Below are 18,745 nucleotides of genomic sequence, written 5' to 3' on the forward strand. Positions count from 1 at the left end.
TCGCAATGACGAATCTCATTTATTTTAAGCGTACCAAACTATTTCTTTAACGTTTCTCTTTTTGCCCTAACATACTGGTTTGGCCATTCAATATCATCGCCAAGAACCTGTGCCGCATGTGTTGGGAAATAAGCATCGCGTAACGATTCGCGGGCAATAAAAATTAAATCTGCCTTTCCTTCCTGCAAAATTTCTTCAGCCTGATGTGCATCTACGATCACACCCACAGCACCGGTATAAATACCAATCTCATTCCGGATTTTATCGGCAAAGGGAACCTGGTAATTTGGTCCGGCCGGAATAAAGGCATCAGGTACATTTCCGCCAGAAGAAACATCGATCAGATCTACTCCACGGTCTTTTAAAACTGCTGTCAGTTGCAGCGAATCGTTTTCATTCCAGCCGCCTTCGGTCCAGTCGGTAGCTGAAATCCGTACAAACAAAGGTAGCTCTGCCGGCCAAACCGACTGTACAGCCTCTACAACATCAATCACCAAACGAATCCGATTTTCAAAACTCCCGCCGTACACATCGCTGCGTTTATTACTCAATGGACTAAAAAATTCGTGCAACAGGTATCCATGTGCTGCATGTATTTCTACAACTTTATAACCTGCAGCTAAGGCGCGTTTTGCGGCGGCCCTGAAGGCAAAAACAATATCCTGGATTTCTTTAATGCTCAACTCATGTGGCACCACCTGACCTGGTTTAAAAGAAATGGGCGATGGCGCAACGGGTTGCCAGCTATTTTCGCCTTCGGCAATCTGCTCGCCACCGTTCCAGGGTAGTTCGCAACTGGCTTTCCTGCCGGCATGTGCTAATTGAATGCCAGCAATGGCTCCGTTATCGTGAATAAAGGAAACGATCTGTTTTAATTTTTCGATATGCTCATCTTTCCAGATGCCTAAGTCGGCGTAAGTAATCCGGCCGTCGGCCGTTACGGCAGAAGCTTCCTGGATAATTAAGCCGGCACCACCTACCGCACGACTTCCCAGATGTACCAGATGCCAGTCGTTAGCAAAACCATCAACAGCAGAATACTGGCACATTGGAGAAATAACAATTCTATTTTTTAAGGTTACATCCTTTATTTTAAAGGGAGAAAATAATTTTGACATCATCTTGGGTTATTTTACCGCAAAGAACACAAAGTTTTCCGCAAAGGAAAATAAGTCGGTAACGTACTGCTCTTTGCATATACCACAAACATACAACCTACAGCTTAAGGATGTTTTAGTACATCACTTATTAAAAGGAGATTTTACCTTCCTATGGCGGAGAGCGAAGAGCTTAGGACGTTTAATTTCGACTCATAAAAAAATCGCCTTTCGCTGAACGCTAAACTTTTTTCTACAAAAATTTGGTGAATTAAAGAATCAATCATACTTTAGTGTATTATTTAACTAATACAGTAGGTATGATCGAAATTAACAATCTGAATTTTGGCTACAGCAAGCATAAGCCATTATTTAAAAATATGAGCATGCGCTTAAGCAATGGTCATATTTATGGTTTGCTTGGAAAAAACGGTGCAGGTAAATCAACGCTACTCAAAAACCTGGCTGGTTTGGTTTACGCACAAGGAGGCAAACTGGAAGTAATGGGATTTAATCCCGCCAAAAGACAGCCTGCATTGTTGTCGCAAATTTGTTTTATACCCGAAGAATTTTATTTACCCCCGGTAAAAATCGATTCTTACCTCAAAGCCAATGCACCTTTTTACCCCAACTTCGACCACCAGTATTTGGCCACCCTTTTAAAGGAGTTCGATATTCCAGTAAGCAATAAACTGATCGACATGAGTTATGGTCAAAAGAAAAAATTCATCATTGCTTTCGGCCTGGCTACGCAAGCCAAACTGGTAATTATGGATGAGCCAACCAACGGGTTGGATATTCCATCCAAGGCACAGTTTAGAAAAATTATGGCTTCTGCATTAACCGATGAACGCTGCATCATCATTTCTACTCACCAGGTACGGGATCTGGATAACTTAATCGATACAATAATTATGCTTGATGAAAACGATGTTGCCCTAAAAGCATCGGTAGAAGAAATTACAACAAAGCTCACTTTTAAAAAAGTAAAAGAACTAGATGAGAGCATTTTTTACGCAGAGCCTTCCTTATCGGGTTACAATGCTGTAATGCCAAACTATCATCACGAAGAAAGCAAACTGGATATGGAATTGCTATTTAACGCCATCCTTGCCGAGAAAACCAAATTTAAACCTTTATTCAGCTAAACCATGAACAACACTTTTAATATGAATCGATTTGGCTTATTGCTTAAAAGGCAATGGCTTGAATTTGGAAAAATTTATTTGATGAGTCTGGTGGTATTAGCCGGCATTATAATTGGGTTTTATTTTTTTAACATTCCGGATTTCAACCGATCTCTTTATAGATGGGATGATCATGGCCATGTTCAACTGGGTTTTCGCCTACCTACTTTTATTGCTATCGGTTTTCTGTTTTTAACCATAGAGGCTAGCGCCTATTTTAGTGCATTCGGTCAAAAGCCAAAGGCAATTATGGAGTTAATGACCCCAGCCTCTGCTAGCGAGAAGTTTATTGTTGCATTCCTTTTTACAGCAATTCTAAGTTTAATAAGTTACCTGCTCATTTTCTATGTAATTGATTCACTGTTTTTAAACTACATTAATGAGCTATGGCAGAACAATAAAGCCACTAATTACAATACGGGTAAACTAACTGCGGTTTCTTTTAGTACGTTGTTTGACGATTTAACTTCGGAAAGCGAATTCAAATTTTTATTTGCACTTCCTTTTTTCTTCTCGAGTATTTTTCTGCTTGGCTCTATCTACTTTAACCGCTTTCATTACATTAAAACTGCTGTGTCGGTAACCGCTTTATTTTCTTTCATCATTTTCTTGACCATCAAGTTTGGAAGTTGGATAACTGCGGGTAAAAGCCGCATATATAATTCTAATCTCATGGAAAAGGATTTTGTGTTCACTATATTTTTCTGGTCATCTGTTACACTTAGCCTGATCATTTGGCTGATCGCTTATGTTCGCCTTAAAGAAAAAGAAGTTTAATTTAAAAAAGGTATAGATATGGAATTTAGAGATAACAAGGCAATATACCTTCAAATAGCGGAGTATGTTTGTGAACATATTTTGTTAGGAAAATGGAAAGCCGACGAGAAAGTTCCTTCGGTGCGGGAACTGGCTGTAGAAATGGAAGTAAACCCCAATACAGTAATGCGCACTTACGAGTTGCTGCAAAATAAAAACATCATCAACAATAAAAGAGGTATAGGTTTTTTTGTAGACGAAGCTGCTGCTGAGCATGTAAAAAGCTATCGCAAACAACAGTTTATAACAGATGAGCTACCAAGCGTTTTCAGGAATATTTACCTGCTCAACATTGATTTTGATGAACTGGAAAACCAATACAAAACGTTTGTAAAAGAAAACTTTAACGCCTAAAACAATGAAAACAAGTAATAAATTACTGATCACCCTTGCAGCTCTGCTAATTATTATCCCAATAATTGTTGTGGCCGTAAATGTTAAAATGAATTACCGCCCCTCAACAGGTAATGACTTTGTAGAAGAACAGGTTATAAATGCGGAACCTTTTGACAAGGTGAGTCAGGATAAAATTTCGATTCCAATCAAAAGTTCATTCAACGCTGTTAATATTCCAGATGCACAAAGAAATGGCCTTGAACTTCACTTTATTAAAAGTACAGTAACTGGCGTAAAGATACCTGCCGACATGAAAGAGAACATCAATGTAAGCGTAAATAGCGAAGGTATATTGCAGATCAATTTTGATAGCAAGGAGAGCAAATCAGTTAGTCATCGATATGAAGTAGTCATCTTGATATATAGCCCTAACGTTGATAAACTTAACCTGAATAACTCTGCGAACCTGACTTTAACTGCAAAAACAGATAGTTTAAGTATTAATATTAAAAATTCAGGGCTGCTAACATTTGGTTCACCTATAACATTTAGTTCAAATGGGAAGATTAACAGGGTAATTAACCAAACTGAAATTAAAAATTTAAACATCAATTTGGATAGTGCGACATTTAATTCAGGAAACAACAATTACAAGAATTTAAATATTATCTGTAAAAACTCATCCGTAAATATTGAGAGCGAGGAGAAGGAAAATAAAAATATAGAAAACTTAACGATTAATACTTTTGAAAAATCAGAGATTAAGATAGACAAAGTTAAAATCGATAAAATTTCTGGGAGTTTATCAGATGAAACAACCATTGCAATGCCTGTAAAATATTTAAAACAGATGCTCAAAGATTAATTTGAATCGTCATAGCACTTACATCTAATTCGTGACAATGTAAAAAGGGCATGATTTTTAAGCTAACTAATTGGCAAAAGTATAACTTGGGTCAATTAGTTTAGTTTTTATATCAATACCCAATCCATGAAGAAGTTTTTCTTTTTATTTGCCCTCTCACTATTCGTTTTTAGCCAGGTTAAAGCACAAAAGATTGATACGCTATCTATCACTTTAGAAAGCGTAAAATACCCCTACCCCGTAAAATATTTCCCGATAAACACCGAAGGCCAGGATATTAAAATGGCCTATATGGATATTCAGCCTACGCAGGCTGCCAACGGCAAAACGGCCATTCTTTTTCACGGTAAAAACTTTGGTGGTTATTATTGGACCGAGGTAATTAAAGCCTTAACCCAAATTGGTTACCGCGTTATAGTACCTGATCAGATTGGTTTTGGTAAATCATCAAAGCCTTTTATCCATTATAGTTTTCACCAGATGGCCACGTGGAACAGTAGGTTGCTGGATACCCTTGGCGTTCAGAAAACGGTAGTTTTGGGGCATAGTATGGGCGGCATGCTGGCCACACGCTTTGCATTAATGTTTCCCGAAAAAACGGAAAAACTTTTACTCGAAAACCCGATTGGTCTCGAAGATTATAAAACCTTTGTACCTTATGTAACGACTGAACAACAATACCAAACAGAACTTAAAACTACGGCAGAAAGTGTACGTAAATATTATCAGGGCTCTTATTTTACTTACTGGAAACCAGAATACGAATATCTGGTGGGCGTTGCCGGAGGGGTTACACTAAGTGCCGATTATGCACGCTGGGCTAAAGTGGCAGCCATGACATTTACCATGATTTATGAGCAACCGGTGGTTTACGAATTTCAGAACCTTAAAGTACCAACAGTGCTGTTTATTGGTAAAGAAGATAAAACCATTGTAGGTAAGGGTTTGCTTTCGCCCGATCAGCAGTCGATACATGGCCAGTACAGATTGTTAGGTAAACAAACCGCAGCTAAAATTATTGGCGCCAAAATTATTGAATTCGATGCCTGTGGCCATATTCCGCACATCGAAATTCCGACAGAATTTATGGTGGCTTTAACGGGTAGTTTATAATCTTTTACCAGCCCTTATAGGTTGTTTAAACCTATAAGGGTTAAAATTCAACTAATTAATCTCTTTCCCTACAATTTTATTAATGCCCTGCATTTCAAAATCGATATCCTGCCCCATCGATTTCATTTTGCCATAGAGCTCAATGCGCAGATGACTGTTTAATACAATTCCAGTTTTTAAATCGACGGCTGTTTCTCCAGAATTAGTGCCTTTTAAATCGGTTTCCATCTTGTTGCCCATCACCTCAAAACTTCCCTTCGAAATTAAAGTGCCTTTTACAATCAATATCGCAACGCCATCATTCACCTCTTTTAAAATATATTGGGTAATGGTTTCAATCGGCATGCTCATTTGCAGTTTGGTATCAACCGTCCAGCTATCTCCAATCTTAATCGGTTTTTCGGGATAAATTTTAAAGGAAGATTCCATGGTTTGTTTAACCACCTCGGCACTAAATTGCTTACCCAATGCGTTTTTGATGGCCTTCAACTTAGCGGTATCAGTGGTCATTTTCCCAGCCACATTATCCAGCATCCTGTCAATACCTGCAACAGTTTTAATTGCTCCGTTTGAGGCCACTGTCATGTAAAAAGATGCCCCTTTTAAACCTGCAAACGGTCCTTTCTTTGTGCTATCTGCTTCGTCCGAATCCAGGTTCATGGTATTTCCCATTGCAGTCGATTTCATAAATAACCTGTTGTAGGTTACTTTTATATCTTTATCGCCATTATGCCCTTCGGTAATATCAAAAGTGTAATCGGTACCTATGGCTTGCGTTAAATTGATACTCCTGCCGCTGATTTTCTGGTTAATAATCTGATCTGAAATAAACGAAAAGTTATACTTGTTACCGGTAGGATAATTTTGCTTAAGCGAGTATGTTTTTTGCGCCCATACACCAAGTGATGCCAAACTGCAGAGAAGTGTGATGAATATTTTCATTCTTTCTTATTGTTAAAACTATCCGGCTGGTTGCTGGGCAAAAATACGGCTTAACTGACAGTACAATTCGGGGTGTTTATCTTTTAGCTGCTCGGGTTTTTCGAAAAAATATTCTGAAACTACCGCAAAAAATTCGGCCTCATTGGTGGTAGCATAAGGATTAATATCCGATTTATTATCTTCAATCTTTTCAATTTCCTCGTGCATCATTTTAATCCACGGCAAGGTGTATTCGTGTGCTATTAAATTCTCTGGCACACCATCGGTTGCACCATCCGATTTATCTAAAAGGTGAACAAATTCGTGGATAGCGGTATTTTCTTTTCCTGCACTTTTAGAAAACCCATGGCGTAGTGCAGATCTCGATAAAATCATCTGCCCGTTCATATAGCCTGTACCTACCATGCCCATAATATTTCGTTCTCCCCCTTCAAACTGAAAATCCTTGTTAAAGGTATCGGGATATAATAAAACGCTGGTTAAATTCTTGTATTGCCAGTCGTCGAAACCAAAAATCGGGATCACTGCACTAGAGGCGATCAACAACTCATCGAGCGTGGTCATTTCCAGGCCAACAGGCTCAATTTTAACCGTACTGAAAAAAGTAGCAACCTTTTCTTCGAACCTCAGTTTATCCGTCGAGTCGAGATTATGGTAATAGTCTACATATTCGTCAAGTATTTTTTTGTCGACATCGGTTAAGGGCTCTATCGCCACTTTCTTTTTCTTCAATATGAAATAGAGGGCGATCAGAAAAATTGGGATCAGGTAAACAAACGGAAGAGAATTCATCATCGGGATTACGCAGTTGCAGGGCTTTCTATAATTTCCATTTGAGCTAAAACATCTTCGCGCGTTACCGGATAAAGCTTATTGTTGGCTATACCCTGATAAACAGCTTCGAAAAGTGGCAGATAACTTCCTCTTTCTGACGAAATGGTTTCTTCGGTTTTGTTTCCATCCGCAGCAATGGTGGTTAATACGCCATCTTTACTTTCAGATTCAATACCATAAGCCGGATCACTTAATTTCATGCCTGCCAGAAGCTGTTCTTCCTGAATATCGGTTCTATGTTTTATAAAGCTGCCGTTCATGCCATGCAAAACAAATCCAGCCTGTGGGTTTACCACCAACATACTAGAAGTAACAAAAACATTCAGACTATCCGGGTAGCTTAACTGGATCGAAAAATAATCATCAACTAAGGTACCAGCCCTGTTTTTACCTAAAATTTTATGGTAGCTTAGAGGTTTACCGAATAAACCAATTACCTGATCTAAAAGGTGAGGTCCCAAATCATATAATAAGCCACTGGCTTCAACAGGGTTTTCTTTAAATGCTTTCGGCCCAATTACATTGCGGTAGCGATCGTAACGCATGTGTACTTCGACCAGCTTACCCAGCTTACCGCTTTCAATAACCTTTCGTACCGAAGTAAAATCGCTGTCCCAGCGGCGGTTCTGGTAAAAGAAGATTTGTTTACCGACACTATCTGCAAGTTCAAAAAGTTCTTTTGCCTGGGCTGTTGTTGCAGTAAAGGGCTTTTCTACCAGAATATGTTTATGGCTATTCAAAGCTGCTTTTGCATGCTCGTAATGCAGGTTATTTGGGGTATTGATTACAACCAGTTCTATTTCATCATCGGCTAAAAGTTCATCAACACTATTGTAACTTATGATGTTAGGGTAATCGTTAACAGCTGTTTTTTTGCTGCGTTCTACTATAGCTTTTAAATTAAAGCCCGGGTGTGCATCTAAAAATGGGGCATGAAAAACTTTGCCCGACATACCATAAGCCAATACTCCTGCACCGATTGTTTTGTTTGTATCCATAAGTTATAAATGTAACCAAAAATACAATTAAGATAGAAGCATTGATACTAAAACCGTCAACCTTTTTACCTGCCGCTTACACCTTTTTACACTATCTTTGCACAAATTTGGAATCAAATCTGAAAAATTAATAATTAACAAAACAGTACATGAAACCTTCGGAGATTAATGCCAAGTGGAAAGTTTTACAGGAGAAGATTTCAAAAGAATTTGATTCGGATTTTCCTGATTTAAAAGTGATGCTTTTTTTAATTGGCGTACAGGAACTAGGCAAAGGACCGAAAAAATACAGCAAGCGCCAGAAAGAGGAATTGATGCACATTGCTACCTGCCGCTTATTGAGTGAAATGGGCTTTTACGAACTGGAGGGCTTAGACCAGGATGGATGGCCACACTGGAAACTGGTTAAGGCCATTCCGCCTTACACCATGCTCGAGCAGGAAATGCTAATGAAATCGCTTGTGGTGAGCTATTTTGAAGATATTTATTCTTAAATATTAACATGCCATTCGTGGTGTTGGGTATTCTCATCCGATATAAATCTTTTCGAAGACTTATTTTAAATGTTTTGGAAAACCAGGCCGTTTACCTCTTTTAATGCTAGCCGAGCTTTACAGGTTAACCTATGCCAACCACAGTTAAATAAACCTGATAGAACCGGAAAGCCCGTAACAAAGTGGAGGCTTGAAGTGGATAGCAGGGCTGTCGGAACCGATACGCACAGAAATCTGCTTTCCAAAAAAGATATTTTTACTGTCTGCTTTATGTTTCGTGAGGCGCTAAACCCGGAATAGGGTATGCTATTACTAATTGATTCGCAAACAGAAGATTAGCTAAGGCCCTTCGACAGGACCAGGATAAGAAGCGATAAATACAGGCATACCACAAAGCATAAAAAAACCCCAGTGGATGTACACCGGGGCTGGATTTATAATGACCTCACAGGTAGTGGGAAATTGCGATATTATCCTTGTTTTTGTGCAGAAGCTTTTAGCGCATCGTTAGCAACGATTACAATTTCTACACGACGGTTTGCAGCACGCCCAGCATCAGTTTCGTTATCAGCAATTGGCTCTGAAAAACCTTTACCAATGGTAACTAAGCGGCTTGAAGGTACACCTTGCGAAACGGCATAAGCTTTAACCGCAGCTGCTCTTCTCTCAGATAAGCCCTGGTTATATTGCTCTGTACCTTTGCTATCGGTATGACCAATAATCTTGATATCCGTATCTGGATATTGATTTAATGATGAAGCCAAACTCTGGATATTGGTTTTAGCAGCATCTTTTAATGCAGTCTTATCAAAGTCGAATAAGATACCACTGTCGAATTTTACAATAATACCTTCGCCCTCACGAATAACTTCAGCGTTAGGAATTGCTTTTTGGATTTCGGCTGCCTGTCTATCCATTCTACGACCGATAAATGCTCCGGCTGTACCGCCAATAGCACCACCAATTAAAGCACCAACTGCTGTATTACCGGCCTTCTTACCAATTAAGGCTCCAATAACACCACCAGCTGCAGCACCAATTCCGGCTCCTTTTTGTGTTTTAGTTAAACTATCACAGCTTTGGAATGCCATCGAACCAACTGCTAACCCTATACTTAATGTCGCTATTCTTACTTTTGAAATACTCATAATAATCTAGATTTATAATTTCTACAGCTTGTGTTCAAACACAATGCCAAAAATTATACAGACTTCATTTTCGGCTTATTTTTAACCTATCGCATCGAAAAGACTATTTTTTAGACAAAAAAAGCGTCCAGTTTACTGTGGACGCTTTCATATTGTATCATTCTTAGTACAAAAACTAGGCAGAGAAATAACTCTCCAACTCCTGTAATGTATTTTCGTCGGTTTTAAAATCCTTAATTATTTTCCCTTTTTCTACTAAAATGATTCTGTGGCATACATCGGTAACATGGTTTAAATCGTGACTCGAAATAAAAGTTGTCATGTTGCCAGCCTGTGCTTTTAATAAATTCTTCAAGCGAATCTGCGTTGTAGGATCGAGATTGGCAAAAGGTTCGTCTAAAATTAAAATCTCGGGCTTTTGCATTAATGCTGCAGCAATACCAACTTTAACCTGGTTCCCTTTACTAAAATCGCGGATGTATTTGCCACTGTTTAAAATCTCGCCATTAAAAAACTCGCTGTACTGCGTCAGGTAGGTTGAAACATCAGCCACACTCATGTCGTGCAAACTTCCTATAAATATAAAATACTCCTCAGGGGTTAAATAATCGATCAGAAAGCCTTCATCCAAAAAGGAAGCCGTGTAATTTTTCCAGTCTCCATTTTGCATTACGTTTTCGCCTTTTGATAACACCTCTCCCTGCGTAGGGCGAATCAGATCTAAGAGCATCCTGAAGAAAGTAGTTTTACCTGCGCCATTATTGCCAACCAAACCAACAGTTTCGCCCGCTACGATTTGTAAATCATCGATGTTTACAACGGTTTTATCGCCATAAACTTTTTGTAAATTCTTAACTTCTAAAATCATAATTATTCTCTAAAGCCCTCGGCTATTTTATAACGTTTTAATTCTAATTTCTTTGCAATGTAGTTTATCCAGTAACTCCTCATGGCCAGCATTACTAAACCAAAGAAACCAATGGTCATTAAACCTAAATAAGGTCTGTTAAAATAACCAAAAGGTAAATAAATGAGGTAAGGGAGTAAAACGAATGGAATCATTAAAATCCACTGTGTGGCCCCCATCCCCTGAAAGTTAAAGCTCGCACTACGGGTAATATCTATCCGTTTGTAATTAAATGTAGCCAGATACAAAACCAGCACCGTGCAAAAGCCAATGTTGTATAAGTAAGCAGCCAGGTGCAACAACAAAAGCTTCGGACTTAAAAATGCATAAAAGCTGGCCAGGATGGTTACAACCGTGCATATTATGGTAAAAAGCAGGAACTTGCCTTTGATGTAATCTTTGAAATCAATTTTGTTGATTAACAGGCCATCAAAATGTGAACTTTGCCAGGCAAACATAAACTGGCCATAGCTCAGGATAGAAAAACCGGTCATAAAAATGGCCGCGAAAATCATTTTGGCAAAAGAATCACTTGCAATATATGGCGCCTTATAGAAGAGATAGCCATATAAAAGGAAAAATGCGCCCATAATTATCGAGTAACGCGGGCGTTTGTGCCTTAATATTAATTTTAGTTCGAGTGCGGCCAATTCGCCAGCCTTGCCAAAACGGTTTAAAAAGGGATAATCAGTACTTACCTTTTTCTCCTGTTTAGCGCCCATCTCCTCTACATACAGGTTTCGACGCAGATAGTTGGAGTTGACGATAAAAATAACAGCGGCTACTGCCGGAAAAACCAATCCGAGGTAAGGTCTTGCTGTCATTTGGCTAAAAACAAAATTGGATGCGGCCATGATCGAAATGACCTTGTAATACTCAAGGGCAGCAAATGTGCCCACTATACCCAAACCAATTAGCGTAAATAAGAAGTTGGTAATTGATTTACGTTTAAGGTATAACACAAAATAGTTGTTAAATACCATGATGGAAAGGATTGCAATAACATACATTAATGCCACCAATGGCCCTTCTACCCCACCTATTTCAATAAATATAAATGGGAAAAACAAAAACAACGGCCAGATATTAAATGCAGAAAAAAGTGCTTTTGCATTCAAAAAATTAATGATTTTACGCTTTGATATTTTAAGATGCAGGTATGGAATGATACTCAGGGTTGGGATTTCCTGCAGCTGCAAACGCATGAGGAAATCGAACGCGAAGTAATATAAAATTATTCCGTTAAAACTTTTCATGATGCCCTGATTAGGAAAAATTTTGGGAAGAAACAACGTCATACCGAAACCAACCAGTGCGGCAATAACGAGAAAATAAAGCATAAAGAAACCAATAATGATTTGTGTTGCAATACTCCCGCCTTTATTTCGCGAACGCCAAAAAGATTTTCTTTGGTGACTTAAAAAAGTACTCAGCATATAATAGTTTAGTTAATAGTTTAATTATTAGTATCACTTATGGAAGAAATGTTACACTAGTAATTGTATTTGTCTTTCCAGTTCTGCCTAAGCTTTTCTCTCAGTTTTTCTTCAGCCGCATTTTTCCCCGGATCGTAGAGTTTTGTTTCACTTAATTCGTCCGGAAAATACTCCTGTGGCGAGAAATTACCTTCATAGCCATGCGAATATTGATAATCTTTACCATAACCAATGTTTTTCATCAGTTTGGTTGGAGCATTGCGGATATGTAAAGGTACGGGCAGGTTTCCGGTTTGTTTAACCAAAGCCTGGGCCTTGTTTATGGCTTCGTAAGATGCGTTGCTTTTTGGCGAACTGGCCAGATAAGTTACGCATTGCGATAAAATGATCCTGGCTTCGGGATAGCCGATTACATTGACAGCTGTAAAACAATTATTGGCAAGCAACAAAGCATTCGGGTTCGCATTACCAATATCTTCTGAAGATAAAATCAATAACCTGCGGGCAATAAACAAAGGATCTTCGCCGCCTTCTATCATGCGGGCCAGCCAGTAAACCGCAGCATTAGGATCGCTGCCACGAATCGATTTGATAAAGGCCGAAATAATATCGTAATGCTGCTCGCCAGCCTTGTCATACAAGGCCAGATTTTGCTGGGCATGGGCCAAAACATTTTCGTTGGTGAGCACCATTTTATCCCCACCAATACCGTTAATGGCAATTTCGAGTACATTTAACAGCTTGCGGGCATCGCCACCCGATAAACGAATCAGCGCCTCGTGCTCTTTGATGGTAATTTTTTTCGCTGATAAAACGCTATCGTTTTTAATTGCCGTTTGTAACAAACCAGCTAACTCATTTTCAGTAAGTGATTTTAAAATGTAAACCTGGCAGCGCGAAAGCAAAGCGGAAATTACCTCGAACGATGGGTTCTCGGTTGTAGCACCAATTAAAGTAACCAGTCCGCGCTCTACAGCCCCAAGCAAGCTATCCTGCTGCGATTTACTAAAGCGATGAATCTCATCAATAAAAAGGATTGGAAGCCCTAAAAAGCTGTCTTTCAACTGTGCTGCGCGGTCTATCACCTCGCGGATATCTTTCACCCCACTGTTAATGGCACTTAAATTAAAAAACGGGCGGTCTAAGGCCTGAGAAATGATATAGGCCAAAGTGGTTTTACCTACGCCCGGTGGCCCCCAGAAAATCATGGATGGCAGTTGGCCACTCTCAATCGCCTTGCGCAATACTGCTCCCGCTCCTACCAAATGTTGTTGACCAACATATTCATTAAGGTTTTGAGGGCGCATACGTTCGGCTAAAGGAGGCAGGTTTTGCATAATGGTAAATATATAAAAATTGATTACTTTGTTGGTCGATAATCTTTACTAACCAAATATCGAAAGCATAAATCTTTTAATACGAGAGTAAAACAAAAAGATGCAGGCTTTAGTTCTAACAGACAGTTATGGATATTAAAAATTTAGATCACCTGGTGCTAACCGTTTCTAATCTGGAAAGTACCTGCCGCTTTTATAGCCTGGCCTTAGGGATGGAAGTTATTGAATTTGGAGAAAACAGAAAGGCACTAAAATTTGGCAACCAGAAAATCAATCTTCACCAACACGGAAGCGAAATTGAACCTAAAGCCTTTAAACCTACACCCGGCACAGCCGATTTATGTTTCATTACCGATTTTCCGCTGGGCGAAGTAGTGGGAGAACTTAAGCAGAAATGTATCGAAATTGAGGAGGGTCCGGTTGAAAGAACAGGCGCCAATGGTAAAATTATTTCGATCTATCTCCGCGATCCCGATATGAATTTGATTGAGGTGAGTAATTACTTGTAGCGGCATCTTGCTGCCAGGGAGGCACGGATTAGCGCGGAAATATTTTTCATCGTTTTCATCGTCCGCGTTTATAAAGTGGATGAGCGAGCACGGCGATTCAAACACCCAAAATCAACCTTCTATTTTTGAGTGATGCTTGGTATCTTTCATGGTTGTATACAAAACGAGTGAAATTAGAATACACCCGGTAACGTACCAGTAGAAATAACTTTCGTGACCGATCTTTTTAAACCACAAGGCAAAATACTCGGCCGTTCCGCCAAAAATAGCTACCGTTAAAGCATAAGGCAAACCTACTCCCAAAGCCCTGATCTCAGCAGGAAAAAGCTCGGCTTTCACCACTGCATTGATACTGGTATAACCGCTAACTATAATCAGGGCGGCAATCATCAGCAAGAATATGATGGTGGTATTGGTTGCGTGCGTTAAACTGGTTAAAATGGGGTAAGTACATAAGGTGCCCAGCACACCAAAACCAATGAGCAGGGGCTTCCGCCCGATCTTATCAGACAACAGGCCAAATAATGGCTGCATAATGGCAAATACCAGTAGAGAAATAAATGACAGCGTAGTTGAAGTTTCTTTACTGAGGTGTACCGTATTAACGAGGAACTTCTGCATGTAGGTACTGAAAGTATAAAAAGCGATAGTTCCGCCAAGGGTAAGCCCCACTACAGTAAAAACTTCTTTGGGGTATTTTAACAATACTGCAATCCCACCTTTTTTATCGGCCGATTGTTTACTTTTAAAAGCTGTGGTTTCATCGATATGCCTTCTTAAATACAAAGCGATGAAAGAAAGAATGGCCCCAATAAAAAACGGAATCCGCCAGCCCCAATCGTGCAACTCGGCAGGTGTTAAGAGCCAGTTCTGTAAAATTAGCTGAATGCCTAGCGCCAGTAACTGCCCGCCGATTAAAGTTACATATTGAAAACTCGAATAAAAGCCACGGTGCTTTTTGGTAGCCATTTCGCTCAGGTATGTGGCAGAAGTACCATATTCGCCACCTGTGCTTAAGCCTTGAATTAGCCTTGCAAAAATCAACAGTAAAGGTGCTGCAATACCAATTTGCTTGTAGCCCGGAGTTAAACCGATAATCAATGAGCCAATGGCCATAATCAATACCGAAAGTGTCATCGAACGTTTACGCCCCAGCTTATCGGCAATGCTTCCAAATAACCAGCCGCCAATGGGCCGCATTAAAAAACCAACGGCAAAAATACCGGCAGTATCTAACAATTGTGCAGTTGGATTGCTGTTGGGGAAAAAAGCAGGAGAAAAATAGAGGGCAAAAGCCGAATAGGTATACCAATCGTACCACTCTACCAAATTACCTACAGAACCACCAAATATTGATTTTAACCGGTATTCTACATCTTTAATTTCGTCCTTAGCTAATATTTCTTCCATATGGGGCTATTGAATGAGCGGGTTTTGAATTATTAGATGAATGATTGATTGAATTTCAAATGAAACATTAAGCCCAATAATTCGGTTCTTATTCAAAAATATAATAATTTTATAAAGAAAGGGCTGAGTTATTTCGATCCTGCCCATTCAACCCTTCTCTCATTCAACATTTAATCAAATGAAAGATAACTTTTCTACCCAATCTGAAGGATATGCCATCTACAGGCCAACCTATCCGCAAGAGCTATACGATTATCTGTTTAAGCTTACCGAAAATAAGCAAGCGGCATGGGATTGCGCCACAGGAAACGGACAGGTTGCACGTGTGCTGGCTCAGCATTTTGATGCAGTTTATGCCACAGACATTAGCGAAAATCAATTAAAAAATGCTTTACAGCTACCAAATATCACCTACAAAGTCGAACCTGCCGAGCAAACCGTTGCTGCAGACAGTAGTTTCGATCTCATAACCGTGGCACAGGCCATCCATTGGTTTAATTTTGAAGCATTTTATGCGGAAGTAAAAAGAACGCTAAAACCCAACGGACTTTTCGCCGTGATTGGTTACGGCATCATGTTTATCGATAAAAAAGTAGATAAGACGGTGCATAAACTTTATGAGGATATTTTGGGCAAATATTGGGACAATGAGCGCCGCTATATCGAAGAAAGTTATAAAACCATCCCTTTTCCCTTCGAAGAGCTGGTTGCACCGCATTTTCAGATTAAAACTACCTGGAATTTTAACCAGTTAATTGGTTATTTAAATACCTGGTCGGCATTACAACATTATAAAAAGGCCAACGAGCGTAACCCGCTTGAATATATGTTTACCGAGCTAAAAGAAGCATGGGGCGATGCTGCAGAGAAGGATGTTCATTTCCCGGTTTTATTACGGGTTGGAAGACTTATTTAACCGCAAAGAAAAATAAGCTGTCGCAAAGTGCGCAAAGCAGGATGTTTAACCCACACTCAGCGTTTCTTTGCGAAAATCTTCGCGTACTTTGCGGTTAATATGCTATTTAATCAAATCCAAAATACCCAAAACCGTTAGCTTTTTCTGCTCGCCGCTTTGCATATCTTTTAAAGTAAGTTCTCCGCTCGCCATTTCATCGCCACCAATTAAAATTACGTAAGGGATGTTTTTGGCATCGGCATAAGCCATTTGTTTTTTAAGCTTGGCCGAAGCTGGGTAAAGCTCGATAGCAATACCGGCATTTCTGAACTGTTGTAAAATCGGCAGGGCATATTTTTCGGCCTCAGCATCAAAATTACTGATCAGCACCTTCGTGCCAACCTCTGCTGATGCCGGGAAAAGATTAAGCTCTTCCAATACATCATAAATACGATCGGCACCAAATGAAACGCCTACGCCTGTTAAATCTTTTAAACCGAACATACCCGTTAAATCGTCGTAACGGCCACCACCACCAATGCTGCCCATGGCAACTTCGTTGGTTTTAACTTCGAAAATACAACCGGTATAATAGTTTAAGCCACGGGCCAGGGTAATATCCAGCTCCAGTTTTGCAGTTAATGGCAAACTGTACGAAATAAGGCTTTCTACATAAGCAAAAACCTGCTCAATTTCGGCAATACCTTTTAAACCGGTTTCGGAGGTAGCCAAAACTTCTTTCAGGCTGGCTAGTTTTTCTTCATTACTGCCCTCCAGCAAAATCACCGGACGCAGCTTTTCTAAATCCTGCTCTGTAAAACCTCGTTCTAAAAGTTCTTTGCTTACACCATCTAGGCCAATTTTATCCAGTTTATCGATGGCAACGGTCATATCGATAATTAAATCTGGCTTACCGATAATTTCGGCAATACCCGATAAAATTTTACGGTTGTTAATTTTGATGCTGAAATCTTTCAGACCCAATTTGCCTAAAGCTTCGTTGTAGATTAAGATGAATTCAGCTTCGTTTAATAAACTTTCAGAACCTACCACATCTACATCGCATTGATAAAACTCACGGTACCGGCCTTTTTGTGGTCTGTCGGCACGCCAAACCGGCTGCACCTGAAAGCGTTTAAAGGGCAAAGTAATATCATTCTGGTGCATTACTACGTAACGTGCAAAAGGCACCGTTAAATCGTAACGCAAAGCTTTTTCAGAGATTAACGAAACCAGTTTATTGCTGTTTTCTTCTTCAGCAAAATCAAAAGATTTCTTTTTAGGGTCTTTCAGGAATTCGCCACTATTTAATATTTTAAAGATCAGTTTATCGCCTTCATCACCATATTTACCGGTTAAGGTTGATAAGTTTTCGAAACTCGGCGTTTGAATTTCGGCATAGCCATATTTTTTGAAAACTGTTTTAATGGTATCGTAAATAAAGTTACGTTTTACCATTTCAACCGGAGAAAAATCGCGGGTACCTTTTGCTAATGAGGGTTTAATAACTGACATAGCCGCAAAAATACAAAAATGTAGGGTTTAAAAACAAAGATTCGTCATTGCGAGGAGGAAACGACGAAGCCTGCTTGCAGCAGGCAGGCAATCTTACAACGATCGCTATATGCGTGTGCATTAAGATTGCTTCGTGCCTTGCAATGACGAATTATTTTAAACTACTTCCCCAACAGTTCCTTCACCATTTCCCTGTTCGGTTTACTTACCGGTATTTTATCGCCACTATCCATCAGTAAAGTTCCTCCATCTTCTTTTAACCAGCTTTTTACGAATTTAGGATTAACCAAATGGCTTTGATGTGTACGGATAAAACCATGCGGTTTTAGTAAATCTGAGTACTCTTTAAGTGGTTTCGAGATCAACACCCGGTCGTCATTCGCCAGAAAGAAAAACGTATAGGTATTATCGGCAACACAACGTACTATATCTCCAACCGAAACATAGCGGATTTCGTGCTGTTGAGGTAACGCAATTTTAGGTATAGCGGGTTCGCTTTTTTTAATCTGGCTCAGCAAAAAATTAAGCTGCTCGCCATGTACCTTGTTTTTAATCCTGATTTCGGCCTTGGCAACCGCTATTTTCAGTTCATCGGGGTCAACCGGTTTTAACAGATAATCTAAAGCGGCAAATTTTACGGCCTGAATGCCGTAATTATCGTAAGCGGTAACAAAAACTACTTCGAAGGTTTTTACAGTAAGTTTGTTCAGCAGATCGAAACCTGTAGTTTTGCCCATCTGGATATCCAGAAAAAGCAGATCGGGCTGGTGCAGGTTAACCTGCGTAAAAGCCTCATCAATAGTGGTGGCGCAGGCAACCACTTTAATATCCGGACAATGTTTGGCTAGTAAAATCTTTAAATTATCGAGATTGGCCGTTTCATCATCTACTAAAATTGTCCGCATA

At 39.6% G+C, this 18,745-nt stretch carries 19 protein-coding genes; 8 read left to right on the forward strand and 11 right to left on the reverse strand.

Annotated features, from left to right (window positions below):
- Positions 1-38: 38 nt before the first annotated feature.
- On the reverse strand, positions 39-1,121 hold the full coding sequence (gene namA, locus DBR40_RS02470; protein WP_233603769.1) for an NADPH dehydrogenase NamA: 1,083 nt from the start codon (positions 1,119-1,121) through the stop codon (positions 39-41).
- Between the two features lie 296 nt (positions 1,122-1,417).
- Here namA and DBR40_RS02475 point away from each other — a divergent pair, with 296 nt between their 5' ends.
- From DBR40_RS02475 to DBR40_RS02495, 5 genes are all read left to right on the forward strand, one after another.
- The gene (locus DBR40_RS02475) at positions 1,418-2,245 is read left to right on the forward strand and encodes an ATP-binding cassette domain-containing protein (RefSeq protein ID WP_124558216.1); all 828 of its coding nucleotides are present in this window, start codon (positions 1,418-1,420) and stop codon (positions 2,243-2,245) included.
- 3 nt (positions 2,246-2,248) lie between these two features.
- Complete coding sequence (locus DBR40_RS02480) at positions 2,249-3,061, forward strand: hypothetical protein (RefSeq protein WP_124558217.1); 813 nt, start codon at positions 2,249-2,251, stop codon at positions 3,059-3,061.
- Positions 3,062-3,079: 18 nt separating this feature from the next.
- Positions 3,080-3,454 (forward strand): GntR family transcriptional regulator, encoded by a 375-nt coding sequence (locus tag DBR40_RS02485; RefSeq protein WP_124558218.1) that lies wholly within the window; start codon positions 3,080-3,082, stop codon positions 3,452-3,454.
- A gap of 4 nt (positions 3,455-3,458) precedes the next feature.
- Positions 3,459-4,301 (forward strand): GIN domain-containing protein, encoded by an 843-nt coding sequence (locus DBR40_RS02490; protein ID WP_124558219.1) that lies wholly within the window; start codon positions 3,459-3,461, stop codon positions 4,299-4,301.
- A gap of 126 nt (positions 4,302-4,427) precedes the next feature.
- On the forward strand, positions 4,428-5,414 hold the full coding sequence (locus DBR40_RS02495; protein ID WP_124558220.1) for an alpha/beta fold hydrolase: 987 nt from the start codon (positions 4,428-4,430) through the stop codon (positions 5,412-5,414).
- 51 nt (positions 5,415-5,465) lie between these two features.
- Here the strand turns inward: DBR40_RS02495 and DBR40_RS02500 are convergent, their stop codons facing one another.
- Genes DBR40_RS02500 through DBR40_RS02510 form a run of 3 tightly spaced genes read right to left on the reverse strand, consistent with a single transcriptional unit; the run spans position 5,466 to position 8,188 of the window.
- Complete coding sequence (locus DBR40_RS02500; RefSeq protein ID WP_124558221.1) at positions 5,466-6,356, reverse strand: DUF6263 family protein; 891 nt, start codon at positions 6,354-6,356, stop codon at positions 5,466-5,468.
- Between the two features lie 18 nt (positions 6,357-6,374).
- Positions 6,375-7,151 carry a zinc-dependent peptidase gene (locus DBR40_RS02505; protein WP_317125514.1) on the reverse strand — a complete coding sequence of 259 codons (777 nt, stop codon included), beginning with the start codon at positions 7,149-7,151 and terminating at the stop codon, positions 6,375-6,377.
- Between the two features lie 5 nt (positions 7,152-7,156).
- Entirely contained in the window at positions 7,157-8,188 is a 1,032-nt protein-coding gene (locus DBR40_RS02510; RefSeq protein WP_124558222.1) for a Gfo/Idh/MocA family oxidoreductase, read from the reverse strand.
- A gap of 149 nt (positions 8,189-8,337) precedes the next feature.
- Between DBR40_RS02510 and DBR40_RS02515 the strand changes: the two genes are divergently transcribed.
- Entirely contained in the window at positions 8,338-8,682 is a 345-nt protein-coding gene (locus DBR40_RS02515; RefSeq protein ID WP_124558223.1) for a hypothetical protein, read from the forward strand.
- 470 nt (positions 8,683-9,152) lie between these two features.
- Here DBR40_RS02515 and DBR40_RS02520 read toward each other — a convergent pair whose 3' ends face one another.
- The 4 genes from DBR40_RS02520 to DBR40_RS02535 form a co-directional block, all read right to left on the reverse strand.
- The gene (locus DBR40_RS02520; RefSeq protein ID WP_199748257.1) at positions 9,153-9,830 is read right to left on the reverse strand and encodes an OmpA family protein; all 678 of its coding nucleotides are present in this window, start codon (positions 9,828-9,830) and stop codon (positions 9,153-9,155) included.
- A 175-nt stretch (positions 9,831-10,005) separates the two neighbouring features.
- On the reverse strand, positions 10,006-10,698 hold the full coding sequence (locus DBR40_RS02525) for an ABC transporter ATP-binding protein (RefSeq protein WP_199748258.1): 693 nt from the start codon (positions 10,696-10,698) through the stop codon (positions 10,006-10,008).
- 2 nt (positions 10,699-10,700) lie between these two features.
- Positions 10,701-12,173: a DUF5687 family protein gene (locus DBR40_RS02530; RefSeq protein WP_124558225.1), complete on the reverse strand. Its 1,473-nt coding sequence runs from the start codon at positions 12,171-12,173 to the stop codon at positions 10,701-10,703.
- 56 nt (positions 12,174-12,229) lie between these two features.
- The gene (locus DBR40_RS02535) at positions 12,230-13,510 is read right to left on the reverse strand and encodes a replication-associated recombination protein A (protein ID WP_124558226.1); all 1,281 of its coding nucleotides are present in this window, start codon (positions 13,508-13,510) and stop codon (positions 12,230-12,232) included.
- A 128-nt stretch (positions 13,511-13,638) separates the two neighbouring features.
- Between DBR40_RS02535 and DBR40_RS02540 the strand changes: the two genes are divergently transcribed.
- Positions 13,639-14,019 (forward strand): VOC family protein, encoded by a 381-nt coding sequence (locus tag DBR40_RS02540; protein ID WP_124558227.1) that lies wholly within the window; start codon positions 13,639-13,641, stop codon positions 14,017-14,019.
- Positions 14,020-14,130: 111 nt separating this feature from the next.
- On the opposite strand, the gene DBR40_RS02545 is transcribed toward DBR40_RS02540, so the two are convergent.
- Positions 14,131-15,429, reverse strand: coding sequence for an MFS transporter (locus DBR40_RS02545; RefSeq protein ID WP_124558228.1), 1,299 nt, complete (start codon positions 15,427-15,429; stop codon positions 14,131-14,133).
- Between the two features lie 178 nt (positions 15,430-15,607).
- Here DBR40_RS02545 and DBR40_RS02550 point away from each other — a divergent pair, with 178 nt between their 5' ends.
- Positions 15,608-16,345, forward strand: coding sequence for a class I SAM-dependent methyltransferase (locus tag DBR40_RS02550; protein ID WP_124558229.1), 738 nt, complete (start codon positions 15,608-15,610; stop codon positions 16,343-16,345).
- A 102-nt stretch (positions 16,346-16,447) separates the two neighbouring features.
- Here DBR40_RS02550 and hisS read toward each other — a convergent pair whose 3' ends face one another.
- Together hisS and DBR40_RS02560 are read right to left on the reverse strand one after the other, a co-directional pair.
- Entirely contained in the window at positions 16,448-17,839 is a 1,392-nt protein-coding gene (hisS, locus tag DBR40_RS02555; RefSeq protein ID WP_124558230.1) for a histidine--tRNA ligase, read from the reverse strand.
- A gap of 161 nt (positions 17,840-18,000) precedes the next feature.
- Entirely contained in the window at positions 18,001-18,744 is a 744-nt protein-coding gene (locus DBR40_RS02560; RefSeq protein WP_124558231.1) for a LytR/AlgR family response regulator transcription factor, read from the reverse strand.
- Position 18,745 lies beyond the last annotated feature (1 nt).

The organism is Pedobacter sp. KBW01, assembly GCF_003852395.1.
In the GTDB taxonomy this organism is placed as follows: domain Bacteria; phylum Bacteroidota; class Bacteroidia; order Sphingobacteriales; family Sphingobacteriaceae; genus Pedobacter.